A 22,923-nucleotide genomic window follows, 5' to 3' on the forward strand; every position below is an offset into this window, starting at 1 on the left:
TATTAAATTTAACTTTTATGCATATGAGTGTAATCCCGCTAGTATTAAGTTTACTGCAATAAGGTTAAACATGATAATTGCAAATCCTCCAATAGCTAGCCATGCAGATTTTTCTCCATGCCACCCTCTTGATAAGCGTAAATGAAGAAAGGCCGCATAGAAGAACCAAGTAATTAGCGCCCATACTTCTTTAGGATCCCAGCCCCAGAATCGATCCCAAGCAATTTGCGCCCAAATCGCCGCAAAGATAAGACCACCTAAAGTAAAGACCGGGAATCCGATCGCTACAGCCCGATACGTAATTTCATCCAATAAATCAGGTTTAATATTTTGAAGTTTAGGCTGTATTGCGGCAGCAATTCGTCTCCTTGTAATCAACCGGATAACCCCATATAAAATCGATCCAGTAATGAATGACCAAAGAACTGTATTGAATTTTCTACCCGCATCGGCTCCGTGCATCCATGCAGGGGTCTCAAACCATGGCTCCATTGCATCTTTTGTAAGTAATTCCCCACCGTTTGGAGCAGCGATGGCTGGTAAGTGATATTCAGTCGTTACTACATTTCCTGTGTTTTCATCTAAATATTCAAATTCTGCACTATATCCAGTTAAAGTAAAGGCCGAAGTAATACCTACAAAACCTACCGTCAGTACTAACAAGTACATAACAATTTCTAACCACGTTGTTCTTTTACTTCGAACTGTTTGGTCAACTTGGCGAATCAAATAAATTAATCCAGCCACAAAGCTAATGGACAAGATACCTTGCCCCAATGAAACAGTCGTTACGTGAATCCAAAGCCAGTTACTCTGCAACGATGGAACTAACGGCGATATATTGGTTGGAAACATACTTGCATATGCAATAATTAACATCGCTATTGGAAGGGCAAATAAGCCCAAAGCGCCTAAACGATAAATAAAGTAAATAATAATAAACGCAAATACAAGTGTCATTCCCAAGAATGTCGTGAATTCAAATAAGTTGCTAACTGGAGCATGTCCTCCAGCTATCCATCTTGTAATAAAGTAAGTCACTTGTGCTAAGAATCCTATAAGCGTCAAGGTAATACCAATCTTACCTGCTAACGTTTTCCTCTTATGATCAGTACGTTTATCTCTAATGGTCGCTCCAAAGAATATTGTTGCCACCAAATAAAACATAAATGCTGTGAAAAGCATAGCACTACTTATCTTTAGTAAAGTCATTATTTCCCTCCTGACAGTCTATTCATCAAGTCCTCTTTGGTCATCTACCATATTAACATGTGTTCCTTCAATGGCTTTCTCTATGTCTTTTTGGATACCAAACCAGTTTTTATTCGTATGTGCTGCTAATAATACACCTTTATCTGTCGGATGCACCCAAATTCTTCTATGGTACCAGTACATACCTTGGATAACGCCAATCATAAAAATAGCTGCACCCAATATAAAGAACGGTATGGTGTAATCACGTCTTACAGTTATACCACTGACATCGCGACTTTCAAAATTTTCGATGCCCAGTTTAAAATTATTTTCTCCCGTTGGGCTGATATTCTTACCTATTCCGACAAAGCTAATTTCCGATTCATTGCTGTCTGGTGGCGTGATTTCAAACATAAACGCCGGATTTTTTGGATACTTGGTTTCAGATCTTGGCTCATCCCCATCCATATAGTAATCAGGGAAGTATTCTACAACTTCTACTTGGAACCCATTTTCTAGTTCATAAACTGATTCTGGTTCGGTAAGGTCTATTGTAAATTCATCAAGTGGTTTTTGATCCTGATCTTCAACATCATATATTTTAAAGGTCATGTTTTTAAATTCATTAAGTTGGTATCCTGCTTGGTACAATGTATATCCATCAAATTTCAAAGGTTGATTTAAACGTAAACTGTCCTCTTTGTATTTTTCTAACTCAGGCTCTGCTCCAACTACATCTGAGTTTTTCACTTTATATATAATAACATCAGATTGATAATTACTAGCGATCATGCCCTCTTTCTCTATTGCATCTTTAAAACGTTCATCATCAGCATCGTGCGTCTCTAAAGTAAACTTTTTATTTTCAATATAATATTCCCCATCAGTTCCTGGTATAACGAGCTCTTCTCCCTCGCGAATCCAAATATAATCATCTAAAAATAGTAATGGTGTCATACGGAGGATGGCTGCTAAGAGAATAATAATTAACCCTATATGGTTAACATAAGGTCCCCATCTTGAAAAACGGCCTTTTTCAGCCAAAAGATGGCCATCTTCTTCTCTCACCTTGTATCTTTGGTTCTCAAGTCTTTCTTTAACTAGCTTTAGTTCTTCAGGTGGTACATTTTCGCTTTTGCTATATAAACGTTGTCTTTTTAAAAATATCTCATTTCGCTTAGGCTTTTGTATTTTTAATGCTCTGCGTAAAGGTATAAATCGATCGAGACTACAGATTACTAAAGATACACCGATTAGGGCTATCAAAATCATATACCACCATGAACTATAAAGGTTATGAAATCCTAATTGGTAATATATTTTTCCTAGTAGTCCGTAACGCGCTTCATAAAACACAGCTGGGTCCCTTGAAACAGCTTCAGGGGGTATATACATTTCTTGTGGAAAAATAGTTCCAAATGCTGACGCAATTAATGCAATAACTATTAACCATACACCAACTTTTACTGAAGAAAAGAAACTCCAGATCTTATCTACAATTGATTTATTATAAGTTTGTGAGCGCCTGGCGCTTCCGTCATAACGCATATTTAAAAGTTGTGTCTGATCATTTCCATCAATATGCTGGTTCTCTTCGATTGGCTTTCCGCAAGCTTCACAAAGAACCGTTCCTTCCGGATTAACGTGTCCGCATTCACATTTTATTTTTTTCATACAAAATCCCTCTCAATTAAAATTACTGCTTCTTTATGGTTGGATTTCTTGTAAATGCCCCTCCAATTTATCTAGGGTTAAAGCGCCTTCAACCTTATCGACTATCTTACCGTCTGGTCCAATAAAGAAAGTACTTGGAATAGGTCCGATTTTATATAAATCCATGACCTGCCCCTTAGAGTCATGTGGTATTGGGAAAGTAAGATTATATTTATTGATAAATTTATGTATAACTAATGGAGCGGCATCTAAACTTACTGCAATGATTTCCACGTCTTTATCTTTGTATTTTGGATAAAGTTCTTCCATATAAGGCATTTCCGCTTCACATGGCTTACAATATGTCGCCCAAAAGTTAAGCATAACGCCTTTTCCTTTAAAATCACTCAATTTAACTGTTTCTATATCATTTTCGTCATTGATTTGCGTTAGTTGGAAATCAGGTGCCTCATCACCAACACCATAGATAGATTTGTCTTTTTGAAAATTACTGATTAACGCATAAACGATGGCAGCTAAAAGAATTAATAGAATTGTCGTTCTAAATATAAATCGTTTACGCTTTTTATCTTTTTTTCTATTTCTAGCTTGTTCTAGGCTCATTATCATCACTCCTCGAACCATTATACCACTTTGTCACAGTGTAAATTATGACTAATCTTCAACATTTTTCAATGCTAAGTTTCTCATTTGCTTTACTTCCTTAGGATTAAGAGGACGGTATTGACCAATACTAAGGTCTTTAAGCGTTAATAGGCCATATTTAATCCGTTTCAACTTAGTCACAGGATAGCCAATCTGATTCATCATTCTTCTAATATGCCTATTTTTTCCTTCATTTAAAGTTAATTCTAATTCCATTACCCCTCTTTTGCTATCCGTTGTAATAATTTGATAATGTTTAGCCTTTAAGATTTCATTATTATCTTTAACTCCCGCTAAGAGTTTACCTAACTCTCTTTTTGTGGGTATACCCTTTATTCTAGCGAGATACACCTTTTCAACTTCATGTCTTGGATGCATTAAAAGATTGGCAAATTCTCCATCATTTGTTAACAGTAAGACACCAGAAGTATTATAATCTAACCGGCCGATAGGGAAAATCCTCTCCGGAATATCTGCTAATATGTCAGTGACAACTTTTCTATGTTTATCATCTTTCACACTAGAAATAACACCTCGTGGTTTATATAATAAATAATATCTAAGTTGTTCTTTTTCTATTTCTACCCCATTAACTTCAACTTTGTCTGTTTTAGATACCTTTGTACCAAGTTCCGTGACTACTTTATTATTTACTTTTACTTTTCCATCAACAATTAACTGCTCCGCTTTTCTTCTGGACGTAATCCCACTTTGGGAAATTACTTTTTGAAGCCGTTCTAATGAATTTGACATCTAACCACCATCATTTCCCTTATTCTTATTAACCATACAAATTTGATTTCTGTAGACATATAATATCCTAATGACAAATGTCATTTTAACACAAAAAAAGCGCTAATATAATATTAACGCTACGAAAAATATTTAAAATACGATCGAGACGATGACAATTGATGCAATAATTCCGATGACATCTGCTAGCAGTCCAACTTTTAATGCATTTCCCATTCTTCTAATTCCGACAGCCCCGAAATATACTGTCAACACATAAAGTGTCGTATCTGTACTTCCTTGCATAGTCGAAGCTAGCCTTCCAATAAAAGAGTCTGGCCCATAAGAATCAATTAATTCTGTTGTCATTCCTAGTGCGGCCGTACCGGATATAGGTCGAACAGCAGCTAAAGGAAGAATTTCAGGTGGAATTCCAACAAAAGTAAGGACCGGAGAAATAAGAGTTATAAATGCATCCAAAGCTCCGGAACTTCTTAAAATTGAAATGGATACAATCATCCCAACTAAAAAAGGAAGAAGAGAAAATGCCATTTTGACACCTTCTTTCCCTCCTTCTACAAAAAGTTCATACGCGGGGATTCTTTTCCAGCTCGCAACTAGAAGGACAACCAACAAAAAACAAGGAATAACCCATATACTAATTTGAGTGATTAATCCCATACTATTTCCTCCACACGCTTCTATAATAAAAATAACGGTCTATTAAGAGGGCACTGACTGTTGATGTAACTGTAGCAATAATAGTGGTACCTACAATTTCCGTTGGTGAAGCGGAACTATATTGCATTCGAATAGCAATAACAGTCGTTGGTATTAAGGTTAATCCAGATGTATTTAAAGCTAGGAATGTTACCATGGATCTTGAAGCGGTATCAGATCCACTAAGCTGCTTCATTTGTTCCATTGCCTTTATTCCCATTGGCGTGGCAGCATTGCCTAAACCGAACATATTTGCAGTAATATTTGAAAGAATATATCCAATTGCCGGATGGTCTTCGGGTATTTCCGGGAAAATTTTTTTGATGATTGGTTTAAATAGTTTTGCAATCGCGTCTAAAATACCCGCTTTTTCCGCTACTCTCATAATACCAAGCCAAAAAACTAGTACACTAATTAGTCCAATAGATAATGTCACAGCTTCACTTGCGCTTTCAAATATCGCCTCATTCACTTCGTCCATTGTTCCGTTTATCATTGCATAAACAATACCTACAGCAGCCATGCCAGCCCAAATATAATTAATCATTGAGGTTAAATCCTATTAACTTTTTATAAATAATAACAGAATCTGTTAATATATTTCTATCCACTGTTTCTGTTTTTTTATCTTCTATCATCGATAGATTACTGGATTCTACATTATGGTTTTCAAATCCCCACTCGTATAGGACAGTATGATCATTCCAATCATCAGGAGCATTTAAAGTTACTGCGATAAGTTCGATATTGTCTTTTTTAGCAGTAGTAATAAGTGTTCTACCAGATTTCTTAGTGAAACCTGTTTTTCCCCCTGTACTATATTCATAATACTTAGTTAAAAACTTATTTTTATTTTGCCAATAATAAGTTCTGTTTTCGGCCTGGTAGGAAGTTGTCCCTGAAATTTTCCTGAACTCTTCGTTAGCCATCGCATACTGCATAAGAATAGCCATATCATACGCCGTTGAATAATGATCTTCATCTGTGAGACCGTGTGGGTTTGCAAATTGGGTATTAGTCATTCCAAGCCACTTTGCTTTTTCATTCATCAAATGAACAAAACCTTCAACACTTCCGCCAATATGTTCACTAATGGCCACTGCTGCATCATTTCCTGAGCGGAGCATTAAGCCATATAGCAAATCTTCTATCGTCATTTTCTCACCTTGTTCCAAGTAGATAGATGAGCCTTCTGTATATATCGCTCGTCTACTTGTTTTAGCCTCTTCATTCATTTGACCCAACTCAATAGCGATAATAGCAGTCATTATTTTGGTGATACTTGCAATTTGCTGTTTGTTATGTGCGTTTTTCTCATATAAAACGTCACCTGTTGATTGATCTAATAAAATAGAAGCTTCAGCAGAAACATCCACTTTAGGTTGTGCGTAGCTGGTTACTGTCATAACAAGCAATAGGATGCTTGAACATATTATTAAATAGACTGGGCGCATAATAAGGTTCCTCCTAAAATTAAGTCACTATATTTTATGCGCGGACAAGATCTATATGATTAAAAAAGATAAATTTAACAACGTTGCTCAATAGTCGGATGAAAAAAAGTGATTACAAGTGCGTTTTATTTGACTAAATACATTAAAAATTTGAGGTTGGACATAAGTATTTTAGTTAAAGTAAAAACGAACGTATTAAAGTATATTTCTTGTAATATACACTTTTAAAATCAGCGTAGGAAAAATACGTGGACTCCTTGAAAAAATCGCGATGAATCGTTGTCAAAGTATTCCTTGTCCAGTAAGATGAAAAGCTTAGATGAGACCCCGCAGAGCGCCATGAATGATGGAAGGCTAAATTCGCGACGTCCTGTGGGGGGCGCCTTCATGACCAACATCCTGTTGGCCCGGGGCTCATCATCAAAGAAGAATGAACTGCAATTCTTCTCCCCCCTGCGGAAAGCGAAGTATTTTTCCGAAGCGAATAACGCTCGCTTAAAATTGTTCGTCTTTTAATTACTAATACTTAGTTTTGTCCCATCCTCATTACTTTACATTATGTCTTCTCATTAAATTTTTCAAAAAATAAATCGGCTTCATGCTCAATTTCTTCATCATCCACATTTTCAGGTAAAGGTGGTAATTCATCAAGGGAGGTTAAGCCGAAATACGTTAAAAAGTCTTTGGTTGTCGCAAATAAAATAGGTCGTCCCACCGTTTCTCTTCGGCCAACATCCTCAATTAATGACCTTGACATCAATGTTTGGATAGGACGGTCGCTCTTTACTCCTCTTATGTCTTCTATTTCTGTTCTAGTGATGGGTTGATTATATGCAATAATTGCTAATGTTTCTAAAGCTGCTTGAGACATGCGGGATGACTGCGGGGTCTCTAATAACTTTTTGAAATAACTACTATGTTCGGGTTTAGTTGTTAGATGATATACCTCGTGAGATTGCATAATCATAATACCGCGATTTTCTTCCAAATAATCTTGTTTTAGTTCATCTAACAGTACCTCAATTTCCTCTGCATTAATTCTCAGCACCTTGGTAAGCTGTTTAATAGTAATCCCTTCGTCTCCGCTCGCAAATAATAGACCTTCAAGTGGAGCCTTAAGTTGTCTCATTTCCACTGTGAACCATCCTCCAGTAAAACACGTTCAATTTTGAAAAACTATAGTTTTAATTCACTCATTTTTTCTCATCAAAAGCTGAATGTATTAACAAAGAATCGAAGTTTGATTTTTGTTTACATAATACCTGATTGTGTTTCATTAGTTCTAAAACAGCCATAAAAGTCACAACGACATGTGATTTTGTTTTATATGTAAATAAATCTTCAAATGGTACTCCTTGGGAAGAGGATTTTACCTTTACTAAAATTTCCTCCATTCTATCTTCTATTGGTATTTCCACTCGTTGAACTCTTGTTTCTAATGGGGCATTCCATTTTTTTCGTTGAAATACCTTTCCAAGCGCACCAATCATATCATAAATCGAGATATCTCCTTGCACAATTGGAGGTTTTTTTAAATATTCTTCAAACATGATCGGGGTTCTTGTGAAGATTTGGTTTGCATCTCTTTCTTTTTCCTTCAAACCACTGGCAGCATCTTTATATTTTTTATATTCAATCAACCGCCCTTTAAGTTCTTCCCTTGGATCTTCCATATAATCATCAAGATCCTCGTCTGATAAGTCAGGTTTTGGAAGTAACATTTCGCTTTTAATTGCTACTAAAGTTGACGCCATGACAAGATATTCGCTCGCAATATTTAACTCTAGATGTTGCATCGTGTGGATATAATGCATATATTGTTCAGTTATTTGCGAAACAGGTATGTCATGTATGTCAATTTCGTATTGGTTAATTAAATGTAATAATAAGTCAAGAGGTCCTTCGAATGCATCCAACTTAACTTTATAGCCCTCGGTCATATAGCTTCCCCTTCGTAATTCATTATAAAATCTTTGGATTAAGTAATAAGTTATTATATTTTTATTATAGGAGCCCATACACGTTATTCAAGTCTTACATACTTTATTAACGTAAGATAAATGTTACCATAAAACATTTATTCATTGAAGAATAAAGGAGGAGTTATAATGGGTGCTAATTTTGGAGCTGGTGGAGGATTTGCGTTAATTGTTGTATTGTTCATCCTTCTTATAATTGTTGGAGCTGCTTGGTGCTAAGATAAAACACTATCATTAAAAATTTTATACAAAATTCTTACTTTTAGTTTAATAAAAATCCAGCCCCATTGTTCAGGGCTGGATTTCTTTATTATTCTTCATCACATTTATTATAGAACGCTAATGTTCGTTCATCGGGACACACTGCATACTTATCTTTATACATATTTTTTACCTCATTCACCATCTTTTTACCAATCCCCATATTACGATGTGATGGTGTCACACTAATGTGCTGGATAACCGCATTAATATTATCTTCTATTTTTATCCCAATGGCACCAAGAATATCATCTTCTTTCCATAAATAAAGATGCCAATCAGAGTTTTCTTCATATTTTTTAATTGTTTCTTGCAACTTTTTTACTTCTTTTCCTTCTGGCATGAATGAAAGTAATCCCATTGCAATTTTTTCAAAATTTTTCTTATAACGAATTAACATAATTACCCCTCATTAAAAGCATGATATCTTGGATTATTTATATAGTTCTTGTTTGATTGAATGTATATCATTACACCTTTAACTATACTTTATTATAAAATAAATATAAAGGCATAAATAATGCCCCAAATAGCAGAACCCAACAACAAGATGATCGATAAAACAATCTGCTTTTTTCGTAGATTCAAGTTAATATCATCCTTTAATTCAATTATTAACAATTTTTAATATCTACATACATTATTATGACTTAACACATTCTAAAATAGCTTTAAAGATAACATAACCATCCGAGGGCTTTCCTCTTACCTTAAATGGAATTAAATTACCTACACCCAGCCAAAGATTAAACAAAATAAATAAGCCAATTAAATTAGATGGATAAGATTTAAAAAAACTATAGCACATTAAAGCAAATACAAGGTTTAAGAGCGGTCCGCCAGCCGTGATTAAAGAAATATCGAAAGGTTTATATGCATGCTTGCGCCTGCTTTTGGCTTCGCCTCCTGTAAAATACAGGGTACGAATAATAATTTGAAGTGAATGACATGAAAAAGAAAATATCTTCTTTCCTTTTCCAATTGATAACTTATAATGATCAGCTTTCACTATTCTTGCACCCAGTAGATGTCCCATTTCATGAATGATAATAGACATCGGAGCGATTAAGAATACAAGTGGTAAAATAAAATGGATAACGATGTTAACCAAATACATTACCCTAATTTATTCAGAATAAATTTTCATCTCTTTCATAACATCACCATTTTTCATTGCTTTAGCATATTCTATGCCCGATGTTACTTGTCCAAAAACGGTGTGAACACCGTCTAAATGTGGTTGAGGCTCATGCACTATGAAAAATTGGCAACTTCCAGTATCTTTCCCCGCATGTGCCATTGATAAAGATCCCTCAACATGTTTATGTGGATTTCCTTCTGTCTCACATTTTATCGTATATCCAGCAGATCCTGTTCCATTACCGTTAGGGCAGCCTCCCTGACTTACAAATCCATCAATTACACGATGGAAAGTTAAACCATCATAAAACTTATCGTTGGCTAACTTTTCAAAATTGGCGACGGTTTTTGGAGCAGCATCGGGATAGAGTTCAAATTCAATTTTATTACTATTTTCCATTACAATAAAACCTTTTTTTGTCATTATAAAGTCTCCTAACTAAATTATCATTAAGATTCGTTCAACGCATATTCAGTGGAGAAGTATGTAAAACTGCTCACTGAATTAAGTTTTACTTATGTACAATTCTATTTTATCATTTATTTACTTTTTTTAAAAGGATGGTTCAAATGTATGATAAATCATTACGTACTACGTCTTTAAAAGTTTCTCGTTTTACGACAAGTTTATCTTGACCCTCTTCCACAAAAACTACCGCAGCTTTAGGAAAGCGATTATAATGACTTGCCATCGAATACCCGTAAGCTCCTGTTGAAAAGACGGCAAATATATCTCCACTTTCAGGTTCCGCTATAGGTAAATCCCATATGAGCATGTCCCCTGATTCACAACACTTTCCGGCAATAGAAGCTACCTTTTCTTTAGCGTGATTAGCTTTGTTCGCGATAATCCCTGTATATTTTGCTTGATATAGCGCTGGACGAAGATTATCCGTTAGACCTCCATCGACTGCTACATAGTCTCTTATACCTGGAATTTCTTTTTTGGATCCAATCGTATAAAGGGTTGTTCCCGCTGGTCCAACAATAGAACGACCAGGCTCTATCCAAATTTCTGGCATTGGTATATTTAAATTTTCCACATGGTTTCTAACAGCTTTTGTTAGTTGTTTAGCATATGTACTTAATGGTTGAGGCGAGTCATCATTGGTATATTTTATTCCAAAACCTCCACCTAAGTTCAATACTTCTGGAACGAAACCATATTGCTTATGCCATTTCCTTATCTCTTCAAAAAGCATGTCTGTCGCGGCCACAAACGCTTGCGTCTCAAAAATTTGTGAGCCTATATGGCAGTGTAATCCTTTAAAACGAATATTATCATGGTTTTGTAATTTTTTAAAAGCTGCTTCTGCGGCCCCATTACTAAGGTTAAAACCAAATTTTGAATCTTCACTTCCTGTCATAATATAATGATGAGTTTCTGATTTAATACCGGGGGTCACGCGAATTAAGACATTCATTTTCTTTTTATATTTCTTTAACAAGGCTTCTAGTAATTCAATTTCATGGTAGTTATCGACAATAATACATCCTATATCATATTCGATAGCCATCTCTAATTCCTCAATACTTTTATTATTACCGTGCATATGAATTTTTTTAGCTGAAACTCCGGCTTTGATTGCTGTATAAAGTTCTCCCGTTGAAACAACATCTAATGATAAGCCTTCTTGATCAATAATTTGTAAGATAGCTAAAGAAGAAAAAGCTTTACTGGCATAAGCCACTTGTGCTTTAACCCCCGCTTCTTTAAATGCATTAACAAAAGCTCGGCAATTTTTCCGAATAAGTGATACATCGTAAACATATAAAGGTGTGCCATATTTTTCGGCTAACTCGATGGTATCCATTCCACCGATTTCCATATGCCCTCTATCATTTACGTACGCTATTGTAGGATTATCTATCCTTACCACTCCTTTAGTTTTGTTCATTGAAATATTAGCAATACTTTAACACACTATTCAAAAAAAACAAAGGTATTTTCATCTACAATAATTATTAAGAGGCTGGGACATAAATATTTTAATTAATGTAAAAAGCAAACCTACGGAATGAAGTGTATTTCTTTTATTATACACTTTTAAAATCAACGTAGGGAGGAAAAATACGCAAACTCCTTGAAAAAGAAAACCACTTTTTCTGCTTACGATGTATTGCTGTCAAAGTATTTACTTGTCCAACAGTGGGCTACAGAAAGCGAAGTATTTTTCCAGAGTGAATACGCTAACTAAAATTGTTCCTCTTTTAATACCATACTTAGTTTTATCCTAGCCTCTACCTTCTTCTTCTGTTTTTTTCAGGAAGAGGTTGACTATAAGTGTCTTTTGGATGGATAATGCTTGGTCTGGTATTAACATAAGGTATAGGTATTCTTAATAAAAATCTCATCAAAGCTAAGGTATCAAATGGAATAAAAGGCCATAAATAAGGGGTCTTAAAAGCTTTGAGATGAGTTAAGAATAATATGTGAATTAAAACCCCAATGACAAAACCTTCTAATTTAAATATTGCTGTCAGTAAAACCAAGGCCGTTGTAACTAATTTATTCGCTACACTTAACTCATAACTAGGCGTTACGTAATTCCCAATTGTGCTAATTGAGACATACAGAATTACCTCGGGGCTAAGCATGCCCACATCAATCGCTATCTCACCAATTAACACAGCAGCTATGAGCCCCATAGAAGTGGCAAGTGGGGTAGGCGTGTGTACCGCAGCTAACCTTAAAAATTCCACCCCAATAATCCCTATTAATATCTGTACAAAAATGGGAATGTTCCCCTCTTCATTAGGTCCGATGAAACTTAATTTTTCTGGTAACAGAGACGGATCAAGAACGAATAGCAACCATAATGGTAACAGATATAAAGAAGCTAATATCGCAATGATTCGAATCCATCTCATTGTAGTCCCAACTGCAGGAGTTTGTCGATACTCTTCAGCATGTTCTAAACTATCAAAAAATGTTGTCGGCAATATAAGTACACTTGGTGTATTATCTATTATGACAACGACATGACCTTCTAAAATATGTTGTGCAGCAACATCAGGTCTTTCAGTGTAACGAACAAGCGGGAAAGGATTCCATTTATTTTCAACAATAAACTCCTCGATAGTTTTGTCTGCCATCGGAATCCCGTCAATATCAATTTCTTGTATCTTCTTTTTTGTTAACTCAACCAGTTCATTGTCAGCAACATCCTGCAAATAACTAATACAAACATCACTTTTAGATCGTTCCCCAACTTTTACCATTTCATTTCGAAGTCGTTCATCCCTAATTCTCATTCGTGTCAACGCGGTATTAAAGACAACATTTTCTGTATATCCATCGCGTGCGCCTCTAACGACCCGTTCTGTATCAGGTTCTTCGGGTTGCCTTCCAGGATAACTTCTCACATCTAAAACGAAAGCTCTTTTTTCTCCATCAACAAAAATGACTATTAAACCTGATAAAAGTTGATCAACGGCTTCATCCATATTTTTTGCAATGTCTAACGATTCGTTCACTAATCGATTTTGAATAATACCGCCAACATCCTGCTTGTTATATTCATTATCGTTAATTTCAATAAGTACTTTCAATATTTGGCTAACAATCGCGTCATCAACTAAGCCATTTAAATAATAAAGTTGGACTTCGGTTTTTAAGATAATGAGATCTCGAAAATCTACATCATATGATGTACCGGCACCTACTCTATTTTCCATATATTTTTGTACTTCTTTTACTTTTTTAAATACAGGATATTCCTTCTTCTTAGCCATTTGGACATCCTCCATACAATAATTATTTACTTGGAAACAAGCACTAACCACTGAAATAATGATCCAAAAACTTTACCTAAAACTAAAGCCATAAGTAAAGCTAATAAGTATTTCTCAATACGAATTCTTTTAAAAATGATTGGAAAAACGTTTAGTATTTCAGTTAAAGCAGCTGCAAGCATTCCGTTAAATACCCCATGCAATATACCTATAATAATAAGTAAAATAAACGGCTGCTTGAAAGGTAGGCTTGTAAATGATAAATATGTTCCAAATAGAGTACCTAAAATAACACAGGCACTGTAAACACTTAAATATTTCTCAGTTTTACTTAACTGGGTTAATCTTGGAATAAGACGTAACACAGTAAGAAAAGCGACAAAACCAGCTCCAACAGCTAATCCACCAGCAAAACCAATAAGTATTTCTAATAGCCTAGCTAGGAGGCTTAGTATCATTTACTTCGTTTTCATAGTAGGCTAAATAGTGATCAAGATTTTGCTGATAGTTATATATCTCTATTTCGAGTGGACTAGGTTCTTCATTAAATCGTTTGTTAAACCAGTGATTAAAAAACAACAACATCCCCACTCCTAAACCAATTGAATACGGTATTTGAATCCATAAAGGAGTCTCATTGCGTTCCCCAGTGATTAAAAAATGAAGCTTTTGCTGAACCTCCTGCATGCTGACGTCATAATGAAAATTTATTATCGTCATTGCTGAACCAACAAATAAAATGAGCCATACTAACGTAATCATGATTGTCGGAGCGGATTTTGTTCGCTTTTCAATTTGAATAATTGAATGAGAAGGTCCGATAAGTTGAATTTCTAAATGGGGAAAGTAAGTATTAATATACTTAACGATAATCAAACTATCTATAACTACTACATTGTTATCCTTTTTTGTAATTCTATAAATTGGTAAATGCTCCAATTTACTTTTTTCTTTAAGGGTGGTTACAATATGTGCAATATCTTTTAGTTCAATATCCTGCATAGTTTCAAGTCTAAGCTTTTTTTTCATTCGGATATAAACGATATCCTTCACACGAATCACCCTCTCAAATATAATCAGTAAACTATAGTATCTGTAGAAACTAAAAAAATATAATTCAAAATAAATAAAAAAGAAAAACCATCACTAATAGCGATGGTCAATGATTAATTCTATATTTCATTTCTGATAATATCTTCTTTTCTAAGCGTGATACTTGGACTTGTGATATACCTAGCCTCGCTGCTACTTCAGCCTGGGTTTGATCCTTGTAATATCTTAAGTATAAAATGAGCCTCTCACGTTCATCCAGTGTACGAATAGCTTCTTGCAATGTAAGTTTATTAAACCAATTTGTATCTTCATTTGGAATCTGGTCGAGTAGCGTAATTGGATCACCATCGTTTTCAAAAACAGTTTGATGAATTGATTGCGGTGATTTTATAGCCTCTTCTGCATGAACCACTTCTTCTACAGTAATATCTAATTCACGTGCGATATCATTAACTGTAGGTGACTTTCCATATTGTTTCGTCAGTTCATCTTTCTTTTTTCTAATTTTATTACCCATTTCTTTCAGCGATCGGCTCACTTTTACAGTGCCATCATCGCGCAAAAATCTTTGTATCTCACCTATGATCATGGGTACTGCATAAGTGGAAAAGCGTACATCATAAGAGAGATCAAACTTATCGATAGCTTTTATTAAACCGATACTACCGATTTGGAATAAATCATCGGGATCATAGCCGCGATTTAAAAATCGCTGAACCACTGACCAAACTAACCGAACGTTTCTTTCAACAAGAATGTCTCTTGCTTGTTTATCTCCTTCTTGACTATTTTTTATATAGGTTTTCACTTGTTTATCAGTTAAGGTTTCTCTTTGATCTTTCTCACGATTATCTTGCTTAACATTCATTGTCATTTATTTACATACCGTTTTACTCGTTGATAATTGTTTTGTCATATGCACAATGGTGCCTTCACCTGAATTTGATATAACCTCAACTGAATTCATGAAATTTTCGATAATAGTGAACCCCATCCCTGATCGTTCTAATTCTGGTTTTGAAGTATACAGTGGTTCTCTAGCCTGATTTACATCTCCGATTCCTACGCCATTATCTTTAATTGTTAATTCAATTTCATTATCATATAGCGCACACGACAAAAGCACTTTATGATTTGGTTCATTGTTATATCCATGGATGATTGCGTTTGTAACTGCTTCAGATACGACTGTTTTTATTTCAGTTAATTCATCCATTGTAGGGTCAAGTTGAGCAATAAATGCGCCTACTGTTACTCTGGCAAAAGATTCATTTTCACTGACACTTGAAAACTCGATGTTCATTTCATTTTTCATGAAGCCACCCCCAAAGTTTCTAAAGCAAACTCTTCATTCTCCTCTAAGTGAACAATTTTAAACAAGCCCGACATTTCAAACAAACGTTTGATTGAAGGGGAAATTGAGCACACAACCATTTCTCCTCCAAGTTGTAAAGTCTCTTTGTACCTACCCAAAATAACACCTAAACCAGAACTATCCATAAACGTCATGTCACTTAAGTTAACAATGACATGCTTTATTGGGTTATGGTACATCATTTGCTTCCATTCATCTCTAAGTAATTCAGCCTCATGGTGATCTAATTCACCAGCCAAACGGACAATTAACACATTTTCCCTTACATCAAATGTATAAGTTAATCCCATAAAATTTCCTCCTTTTAATTTCCCACATAAATAATTCTATATTAACAAGAAGAAATCCTTTTATAAGACAAAACTAGAAGCAAATCGTCAGGAACTTTGAAATTCAGTTATATTTTGCTAATTTATTCAATGACCGTTTAAATAAAGTATAATAAGAAGCTCGATCAATATGTTCGTTAGTAACAAGTGGTATCTCGGATACAACATCCTCACCATCATTTAAGGTTAGCACACCCACTTGTGTCCCTTTCTCAAGTGGTAGTTCTATATTATCATCAATTGTATACGAACTCTTCACATGATCGATTTCTTCGCCTTTTTTCGACAATATGCTGACAGATTGTGATGTGACGATGTCGACTTGACTAGTTTCTGATTTTAATAATTCTAATTCAGTTATGGTTTGTCCTTTATCGTATAGTTTTTCTGTTTGATAGTGATTAAATGCGTAATCAAGCATGTTTGATACCATTTTATTACGTTCTTTCGGTGTTTCAGCGCCCATAACTACAGTTATGACACGCATATTATCTTTTTTAGCTGTTGCTGTTAAACAATATTTCGCTTCATTTGTGAAACCAGTTTTCAAACCATCTACACCAGGGTAAAATTTAACTAACCTGTTTGTATTAACAAGCCAAAATTCATTGTCTGTCCCTTTTCTTAAATAATCTTCATAGATGGATGTATACTCTGTTACGTTTTCATATTTTAATAATTCTTTTGAAATGACTGCCATATCGTGAGCTGTACTATAGTGATCTTTAGCGGGGAGTCCAGATGAATTTTTAAATTTAGTATCTTTTAAATTCAATTGTTTTACTTTTTCATTCATCTTTTTAACAAATGCTTCTTCACTGCCAGCAATTCTTTCTGCCATAGCAACACTTGCATCATTACCAGATGCAACTGCAATTCCTTTTATTAAATTTTCTATCGACATTTCTTCCCCTGCCTCTAAAAAAACTTGAGAACCACCCATAGAAGAAGCGTTTTCGCTTACACGTACTTTTTCATTAAGTTTAATATTACCCTTATCTAATTCTTCCATAATAAGAAGAAGGGTCATCACCTTAGTCATGCTAGCGGGGGGAAGTTGTTCATGTATATTTCTATCCATTAAAATTTCACCAGTATCTTGCTCCATTAATATGGCCGATTTTGAACCCTCAGTTAAGTCTCTACTATCTGATGTTTTTTCTTCTCCATGTACATGTAAAGTTGGCAATAGTATAAATAACGTTATACCAATTAGCAGGGAAACCTTTTTCATAATTTTACCTCCAACAGCAATTTATATAACTCTATCATTGCCAACTATTATTATTTTTATAACAAAAAGCACACAATTATTTGTGTGCTTTTTGTGACGAATGATATGTTTTTAGCTTTTGTTTTATTCAGTAATCGTTTCATAAATTAAAGTTGGTTTTGCGACCGCTTCTTCACTTATTTGAATGCTATCATATAGTTTATCTTTTACCGCTTCAATATCTTGATTATTTGAGTATATTGTTAGTAATGGTTCATGTTCTTCTACTTTATCCCCTACTTTTTTATGAAGAACTAAGCCGACTGCAAGGTCAATAACAGAATCTTTTGTTGTCCTTCCAGCTCCTAGCATGGAGGCTGCTACTCCGATGTCATCTGCAACCATATTAGACACAAATCCTGAGGCAGGGGCTGGTAGATCAATCTTAAATTCTGCTCGTGGTAATAGACTCGGCTCATCAACTACCTTGTTATCTCCACCTTGGGCCTTAAGCATTGTTTTAAAATACTTTAATGCACTTCCGTTGGATAAGCTTTCTTTCAATAGTTCCCTAGCTTCTTCAACTGTTTCCACTTTACCACCAAGAACGACCATTTGACTTCCAAGAGTTAGGCAAAGTTCAGTCAAATCTTCTGGGCCCTCATTTTTTAAGGTGTCAATTGCTTCCTGAATCTCCAACGCATTTCCGATGGCCCTTCCAAGAGGTTGGCTCATATCTGAAATGACAGCCATAGTATTTCGTCCAACATGATTACCAATAGACACCATAGCATGAGCTAATTCTTCTGCATCTTGTAATTCTTTCATAAAAGCTCCAGTTCCAGTTTTGACATCTAGGACAATGGCATCTGCACCTGAAGCTATCTTTTTACTCATAATTGAACTTGCGATTAAAGGAATCGAGCTCACTGTCGCTGTGACATCCCTTAAGCCATATATTTTTTTATCGGCAGGCGTTAAATTGCCGGACTGACCTACAACTGCTACTTTATTTGTATTAACAAGATCGATAAATTCATCATTCGTAATCTCGACATGAAATCCCGGAATCGCTTCCAATTTATCAATTGTACCGCCTGTATGACCTAAGCCTCTCCCGCTCATTTTAGCAACTGGAACACCTAAAGAAGCTACTAAAGGAGCCAGGATTAGAGTTGTTGTATCCCCTACTCCCCCCGTTGAATGTTTGTCAACTTTAACTCCTGAAATAGCTGATAGGTCAATTTGATCTCCAGATTCTGCCATAGCCATCGTCAGTAATGCTCTTTCTTTTGCTCGCATTCCCTGTAAAAAAATAGCCATTAACAAAGCACTAACCTGATAATCTGGAATCTCATTACTTGTATAACCATCGATAAAAAATTGAATTTCTTCTTGGTTAAGCTCTAATCCATCTCTTTTTTTCTCAATAATGTCATACATCCGCATAGGTCTCACCCTTTTGATTACTTTATAATTTTAATCTCATGATCACCTTGTCTGTTTCAGTCGCTGTTATTTAAATTACATTAATCTATTGTTTTAAGAATTCTTTTAACGAACTTCAAAAAATCTCCTCTTACTTTATCAGTTGTTTCAATCACTTCTCTATGAGATAACGGTTGATCTAAAATACCGGCAGCCATGTTTGAAATACAGGAAATTCCGAGTACACGCAAATTAGCATGTCCGGCTACTATGACTTCTGGAACAGTCGACATTCCTACCGCATCTCCTCCTAGAGTTCTTAACATGTTAACTTCAGCGGGGGTTTCATATGTTGGTCCTGTATTTCCTACATATACTCCCTTTTTAACAGTTAAATCAAGTTCCTTGGCACAACGCTCTGCTAATTGAATGTATTCTTCATCATAAACACTCGACATATCAGGAAAACGAACGCCTAAGTCCTCATCGTTTGGTCCGATTAAAGGATTAGTCCCCATATTATTAATATGGTCATCAATTAACATCAAGTCTCCTGGAGAAAAATCTGTATTAATCCCTCCAGCAGCATTAGTTACAACAATTGAGTGAATACCTAATTCTTTCATAACACGTATTGGAAAGGTTACTTGCTCCATTGAATAACCTTCATAATAATGAAACCGCCCTTGCATAGCAAGCACTTGTTTACCTTCTAAATTTCCAAGCACAATCTGACCTTTGTGTCCAGCTACTGTTGACTTAGGAAAATGTGGAATATCACCGTACGGGATGACAATCTGTTCATTAATTTCTTCGGCAAGCACACCAAGCCCGGATCCAAGTATTAGTCCTATTGTTGGCGTAGAACTTGTCTGTTTTCGAATATATTGACTTGCTTCAGTAATGGTATTATCTTTCAACAAACTCTTCTCCCTTCATTTCTATTGAATATTACCTAAAAAACTTGTTCCGTGTTCAGGCATTTTTATATTGAAGTTCTCACTGATGGTTGCTCCAATATCGGCAAATGTTTTTCTTAAATCTAATTTTCGGCCTTGCTCTATCTTATTATGGTATACAAGTAATGGAACGTATTCTCGTGTATGGTCTGTTCCATGGTGAATTGGATCATTACCATGATCAGCCGTTATAATAAGCAGATCATCATCTCTTAATTTTTCTAAAACCTCGGGAAGTCTAGCATCATATTCTTCTAATGCTTTTCCATAACCTTCAGGATTACGTCTATGCCCATATTTTGCATCAAAATCAACAAGATTTAAGAAGCTAATTCCGGTGAAATCTTTATTCATAGATTCTACTAATTTAGTCATCCCATCGTCGTTATCGACTGTACGAATGGCTTCCGTTACACCTTCACCATCATAGATATCTGAAATTTTCCCTAATGCGATGACATCAAAATTTGTATCTTTTAATTCGTTCATCACAGTCCGACCAAATGGCTTTAAAGCATAATCATGTCGATTTGATGTGCGTTCAAACACACCAGGTTGTCCTACAAATGGACGAGCTATAACCCGGCCAACCATATACTTTTCATCAAGAGTGAGTTCACGTGCTATTTCACAAATTCGATATTGTTCCTCAATAGGAACAATATCTTCATGAGCAGCAATTTGCAAAACCGAATCAGCAGACGTATAAACTATTAAAGCACCCGTTTTCATATGCTCTGCTCCCAATTCATCGAGTATTGCCGTACCAGACGCTGGTTTATTGCCGATAACTTTTCGTCCGGATTTTTCTTCAAGTGCTTGAATTAACTCAGGTGGAAATCCGTCTGGAAAGGTTCTAAATGGCTGCTTAATATTCAATCCCATAATTTCCCAATGGCCTGTCATCGTATCTTTACCATTTGAGGCTTCCTGCATTTTTGTATAATATGCTTCGGGATTATCTTGTTTTTCAATTCCTTCAATGTCTGCTATATTGCCTAAACCTAGTTTTTCCATGTTTGGCATAGTAAGTCCGTTCATTTTCTCAGCAATATGGCCTAATGTGTTCGCACCCACATCATTAAATTTATCAGCATCTGGTGCTTCGCCAATCCCCACTGAATCCATTACAACCAAAAATACACGTTTAAATTTTGTCATCAAAATCCCTCCTACAACTATATTCCCAATAATTTTATTTCTATATCCATTTTACTATGTTGTAGGATGTCTGACAACCGAAACATCGACTATGCCCTCGGATGAAATTCTTGATATATATCCTTTAATCGAGCCTGTGTGACGTGTGTATAAATCTGTGTAGTCGAGATATCAGCATGTCCAAGCATCTCCTGAACAGCCCTTAAATCCGCTCCATTTTCAAGCAAATGGGTCGCAAATGAATGTCGTAGCATATGTGGGGTCAAGTTTTTAGTAATACCAGCATGGCGAGCAACCGTTTTGAGTATCTTCCAAAATCCTTGTCGAGATAACGGCCTACCATGTTGATTGAGAAATAATGCATTTATCCCTGTTTGATTTTTCAATAGAATATGACGTGAATGCTGTAAATAGTTCTCTAACGCCTCTTTGGCGACATCTCCTAATGGGACGATTCTTTCTTTCGCGCCTTTACCAATACAGCGCACAAACCCCATTGTTAGATGAAGGTCACTGACTCTTAATGTCACCACTTCAGTGACGCGTAAGCCTGTTGCATAAATAAATTCCAGCATCGCTTTATTTCTTATATCAAGTGGGCTATTAATTGGTATATTTAATAATTTTTCAACCTCATCAGTCGATAGGACACTTGGAAGTTTTCTTTCTTTTCTTGGTGTTTCTATATGTAAACTTGGGTCGTTCTCGACTAAATTTTCACGGACGAGGAATTGATGAAATAATCTCAATGAAGAGATCATTCTAGCAATAGTCGCTGTGGATTTACCCTCATCTTTTAATGTATATAAGAATCTTGTTATGTCATCCCTTAACACCACATTCCAAGATATCTTATTACTTTTTTCCTTTATAAAAGTATAGTAGTTATTTAAATCACGTCGATAAGACATCAATGTGTTTTCCGATAATCCACGTTCAATTTTTAAATAGTGAAAAAAGTCTTCTAAAGTATCTTTCAAAATCACTCACTCTCCTAGCCGAAAAAACAAATTTAACCGGTCGATTAAACTTTTTTCTGCATTAAACACTTTAACCGCTGGCCCCTCTGGTGGATCATAACGATGAAATTGTTCATACTCTGCATGCATCATTCTGAGCCCGTAATAAAATAAAAAGGTACACACCATAAAAATAACAAAAACTTTTAATGTGTCCCAAATCATTCGATTCATTCATTCTCACCTCTTTTAATAACAAGAACTACTAGTTATTAAAAGATATGCCAAAAAAGAGGTAGTTTATACATTAAACTGTAAAATAAAATTTGCCCTTCTTCAATTGAAAAAAGGCAACTTAACGTTTCGTTATGAAGTTTTCACCTTAGCTTCTTGGCATTGCTTGCACAATCCATGGAATGTCAAACGATGATCTTTAACTTGAAATCCCCAATCATTCTCAATAATTTTCTCAACATCTTCAAGTAAATCTTCTACTATTTCTTCTACAGAACCGCACTCTATGCATACTAGATGGTGATGAAAGTGCTCTGCTCCTTCTTTACGGAGGTCATATCGTGAAACGCCATCTCCAAAATTAATTTTGTCAACAATTTTTAATTCCGATAATAATTCAAGCGTACGATAAACAGTCGCCAATCCAATTTCAGGTGCTTTTTCTTTTACTAATAAATAAATTTCTTCTGCACTTAAATGATCCTCTTCTCGCTCAAGTAGCACTTTTACAGTTGCTGCTCTTTGTGGAGTTAGTTTATAGCTTTGTGCATGAAGTTGTTTTTTAATTCGGTCGATTCGGTGTTCCATGGCAAGTTCCCTCCCTCGTGTCCCATCTTTATTATATGCACACAAAATTCCAGTGTCAAAATAAAATAAGTATAAAAATTTATTTATAAT

Annotated in this window: 27 protein-coding genes; 1 reads left to right on the forward strand and 26 read right to left on the reverse strand. The window is 35.3% G+C overall.

From position 1 onward, the window contains the following. Window positions 1-15: 15 nt before the first annotated feature. From ccsB to KQI49_RS05585, 9 genes are all read right to left on the reverse strand, one after another. Entirely contained in the window at window positions 16-1,212 is a 1,197-nt protein-coding gene (gene ccsB / locus KQI49_RS05545) for a c-type cytochrome biogenesis protein CcsB (RefSeq protein ID WP_216487380.1), read from the reverse strand. 18 nt (window positions 1,213-1,230) lie between these two features. Then, on the reverse strand, window positions 1,231-2,868 hold the full coding sequence (gene resB, locus KQI49_RS05550; RefSeq protein ID WP_216487381.1) for a cytochrome c biogenesis protein ResB: 1,638 nt from the start codon (window positions 2,866-2,868) through the stop codon (window positions 1,231-1,233). 33 nt (window positions 2,869-2,901) lie between these two features. Beyond that, a complete protein-coding gene (gene resA, locus KQI49_RS05555; RefSeq protein WP_216487382.1) occupies window positions 2,902-3,471 on the reverse strand; it encodes a thiol-disulfide oxidoreductase ResA in 570 nt (189 codons plus the stop codon). A gap of 51 nt (window positions 3,472-3,522) precedes the next feature. Further along, on the reverse strand, window positions 3,523-4,266 hold the full coding sequence (locus tag KQI49_RS05560; protein ID WP_216487383.1) for a pseudouridine synthase: 744 nt from the start codon (window positions 4,264-4,266) through the stop codon (window positions 3,523-3,525). Window positions 4,267-4,398: 132 nt separating this feature from the next. Further along, window positions 4,399-4,926, reverse strand: a complete 528-nt coding sequence (locus KQI49_RS05565) for a spore maturation protein (RefSeq protein WP_216487384.1) — start codon at window positions 4,924-4,926, stop codon at window positions 4,399-4,401. Between the two features lies 1 nt (window position 4,927). Beyond that, a complete protein-coding gene (locus KQI49_RS05570; protein WP_216487385.1) occupies window positions 4,928-5,512 on the reverse strand; it encodes a nucleoside recognition domain-containing protein in 585 nt (194 codons plus the stop codon). Further along, window positions 5,505-6,419, reverse strand: coding sequence for a D-alanyl-D-alanine carboxypeptidase family protein (locus tag KQI49_RS05575; protein ID WP_216487386.1), 915 nt, complete (start codon window positions 6,417-6,419; stop codon window positions 5,505-5,507). Before KQI49_RS05575 ends, KQI49_RS05570 begins: the two co-directional genes overlap by 8 nt. A 556-nt stretch (window positions 6,420-6,975) precedes the next feature. Then, complete coding sequence (gene scpB / locus KQI49_RS05580; RefSeq protein ID WP_371817525.1) at window positions 6,976-7,554, reverse strand: SMC-Scp complex subunit ScpB; 579 nt, start codon at window positions 7,552-7,554, stop codon at window positions 6,976-6,978. 58 nt (window positions 7,555-7,612) lie between these two features. Beyond that, entirely contained in the window at window positions 7,613-8,359 is a 747-nt protein-coding gene (locus KQI49_RS05585; protein WP_216487387.1) for a segregation/condensation protein A, read from the reverse strand. 168 nt (window positions 8,360-8,527) lie between these two features. On the opposite strand from KQI49_RS05585, the gene KQI49_RS05590 reads away from it, so the two are divergent. After that, window positions 8,528-8,617 (forward strand): YjcZ family sporulation protein, encoded by a 90-nt coding sequence (locus KQI49_RS05590; protein WP_216487388.1) that lies wholly within the window; start codon window positions 8,528-8,530, stop codon window positions 8,615-8,617. A gap of 91 nt (window positions 8,618-8,708) precedes the next feature. On the opposite strand, the gene KQI49_RS05595 is transcribed toward KQI49_RS05590, so the two are convergent. The 17 genes from KQI49_RS05595 to fur all read right to left on the reverse strand — a co-directional run bounded on the left by KQI49_RS05595 (window position 8,709) and on the right by fur (window position 22,833). After that, window positions 8,709-9,059 (reverse strand): GNAT family N-acetyltransferase, encoded by a 351-nt coding sequence (locus KQI49_RS05595; protein ID WP_216487389.1) that lies wholly within the window; start codon window positions 9,057-9,059, stop codon window positions 8,709-8,711. A 243-nt stretch (window positions 9,060-9,302) separates the two neighbouring features. Next, window positions 9,303-9,776, reverse strand: coding sequence for a site-2 protease family protein (locus KQI49_RS05600; RefSeq protein ID WP_371817526.1), 474 nt, complete (start codon window positions 9,774-9,776; stop codon window positions 9,303-9,305). A gap of 9 nt (window positions 9,777-9,785) precedes the next feature. After that, a complete protein-coding gene (locus KQI49_RS05605) occupies window positions 9,786-10,223 on the reverse strand; it encodes a peptidylprolyl isomerase (RefSeq protein ID WP_216487391.1) in 438 nt (145 codons plus the stop codon). Window positions 10,224-10,365: 142 nt separating this feature from the next. Next, window positions 10,366-11,697 carry a diaminopimelate decarboxylase gene (lysA, locus tag KQI49_RS05610; protein WP_216487392.1) on the reverse strand — a complete coding sequence of 444 codons (1,332 nt, stop codon included), beginning with the start codon at window positions 11,695-11,697 and terminating at the stop codon, window positions 10,366-10,368. A gap of 343 nt (window positions 11,698-12,040) precedes the next feature. Further along, complete coding sequence (locus KQI49_RS05615) at window positions 12,041-13,534, reverse strand: spore germination protein (protein ID WP_305852316.1); 1,494 nt, start codon at window positions 13,532-13,534, stop codon at window positions 12,041-12,043. A gap of 26 nt (window positions 13,535-13,560) precedes the next feature. Continuing rightward, window positions 13,561-13,992: a stage V sporulation protein AB gene (locus KQI49_RS05620; RefSeq protein WP_216487394.1), complete on the reverse strand. Its 432-nt coding sequence runs from the start codon at window positions 13,990-13,992 to the stop codon at window positions 13,561-13,563. Next, the gene (locus tag KQI49_RS05625; RefSeq protein ID WP_216487395.1) at window positions 13,970-14,587 is read right to left on the reverse strand and encodes a stage V sporulation protein AA; all 618 of its coding nucleotides are present in this window, start codon (window positions 14,585-14,587) and stop codon (window positions 13,970-13,972) included. Before KQI49_RS05625 ends, KQI49_RS05620 begins: the two co-directional genes overlap by 23 nt. Before the next feature lie 106 nt (window positions 14,588-14,693). Further along, window positions 14,694-15,461 carry an RNA polymerase sporulation sigma factor SigF gene (sigF, locus tag KQI49_RS05630; protein ID WP_216487396.1) on the reverse strand — a complete coding sequence of 256 codons (768 nt, stop codon included), beginning with the start codon at window positions 15,459-15,461 and terminating at the stop codon, window positions 14,694-14,696. Then, on the reverse strand, window positions 15,462-15,902 hold the full coding sequence (gene spoIIAB, locus KQI49_RS05635; RefSeq protein WP_216487397.1) for an anti-sigma F factor: 441 nt from the start codon (window positions 15,900-15,902) through the stop codon (window positions 15,462-15,464). It lies immediately after the preceding gene. Continuing rightward, entirely contained in the window at window positions 15,899-16,252 is a 354-nt protein-coding gene (gene spoIIAA / locus KQI49_RS05640; protein WP_216487398.1) for an anti-sigma F factor antagonist, read from the reverse strand. Before spoIIAA ends, spoIIAB begins: the two co-directional genes overlap by 4 nt. A 103-nt stretch (window positions 16,253-16,355) precedes the next feature. Then, on the reverse strand, window positions 16,356-17,525 hold the full coding sequence (locus tag KQI49_RS05645; RefSeq protein ID WP_216487399.1) for a D-alanyl-D-alanine carboxypeptidase family protein: 1,170 nt from the start codon (window positions 17,523-17,525) through the stop codon (window positions 16,356-16,358). 123 nt (window positions 17,526-17,648) lie between these two features. Next, complete coding sequence (locus tag KQI49_RS05650; RefSeq protein ID WP_216487400.1) at window positions 17,649-18,953, reverse strand: pyrimidine-nucleoside phosphorylase; 1,305 nt, start codon at window positions 18,951-18,953, stop codon at window positions 17,649-17,651. Window positions 18,954-19,033: 80 nt separating this feature from the next. Then, window positions 19,034-19,852, reverse strand: a complete 819-nt coding sequence (locus KQI49_RS05655) for a purine-nucleoside phosphorylase (protein ID WP_216487401.1) — start codon at window positions 19,850-19,852, stop codon at window positions 19,034-19,036. A gap of 21 nt (window positions 19,853-19,873) precedes the next feature. Continuing rightward, window positions 19,874-21,052: a phosphopentomutase gene (gene deoB, locus KQI49_RS05660; RefSeq protein ID WP_216487402.1), complete on the reverse strand. Its 1,179-nt coding sequence runs from the start codon at window positions 21,050-21,052 to the stop codon at window positions 19,874-19,876. An 89-nt stretch (window positions 21,053-21,141) separates the two neighbouring features. Beyond that, window positions 21,142-22,035, reverse strand: a complete 894-nt coding sequence (xerD, locus tag KQI49_RS05665) for a site-specific tyrosine recombinase XerD (RefSeq protein WP_216487651.1) — start codon at window positions 22,033-22,035, stop codon at window positions 21,142-21,144. Between the two features lie 3 nt (window positions 22,036-22,038). After that, a complete protein-coding gene (locus KQI49_RS05670) occupies window positions 22,039-22,245 on the reverse strand; it encodes a YqzK family protein (RefSeq protein WP_216487403.1) in 207 nt (68 codons plus the stop codon). Window positions 22,246-22,377: 132 nt separating this feature from the next. Beyond that, window positions 22,378-22,833 (reverse strand): ferric iron uptake transcriptional regulator, encoded by a 456-nt coding sequence (fur, locus tag KQI49_RS05675; protein ID WP_216487404.1) that lies wholly within the window; start codon window positions 22,831-22,833, stop codon window positions 22,378-22,380. Window positions 22,834-22,923: the final 90 nt, after the last annotated feature.

It is taken from the genome of Virgibacillus sp. MSJ-26, assembly GCF_018918075.1.
GTDB lineage: Bacteria > Bacillota > Bacilli > Bacillales > Amphibacillaceae > MSJ-26.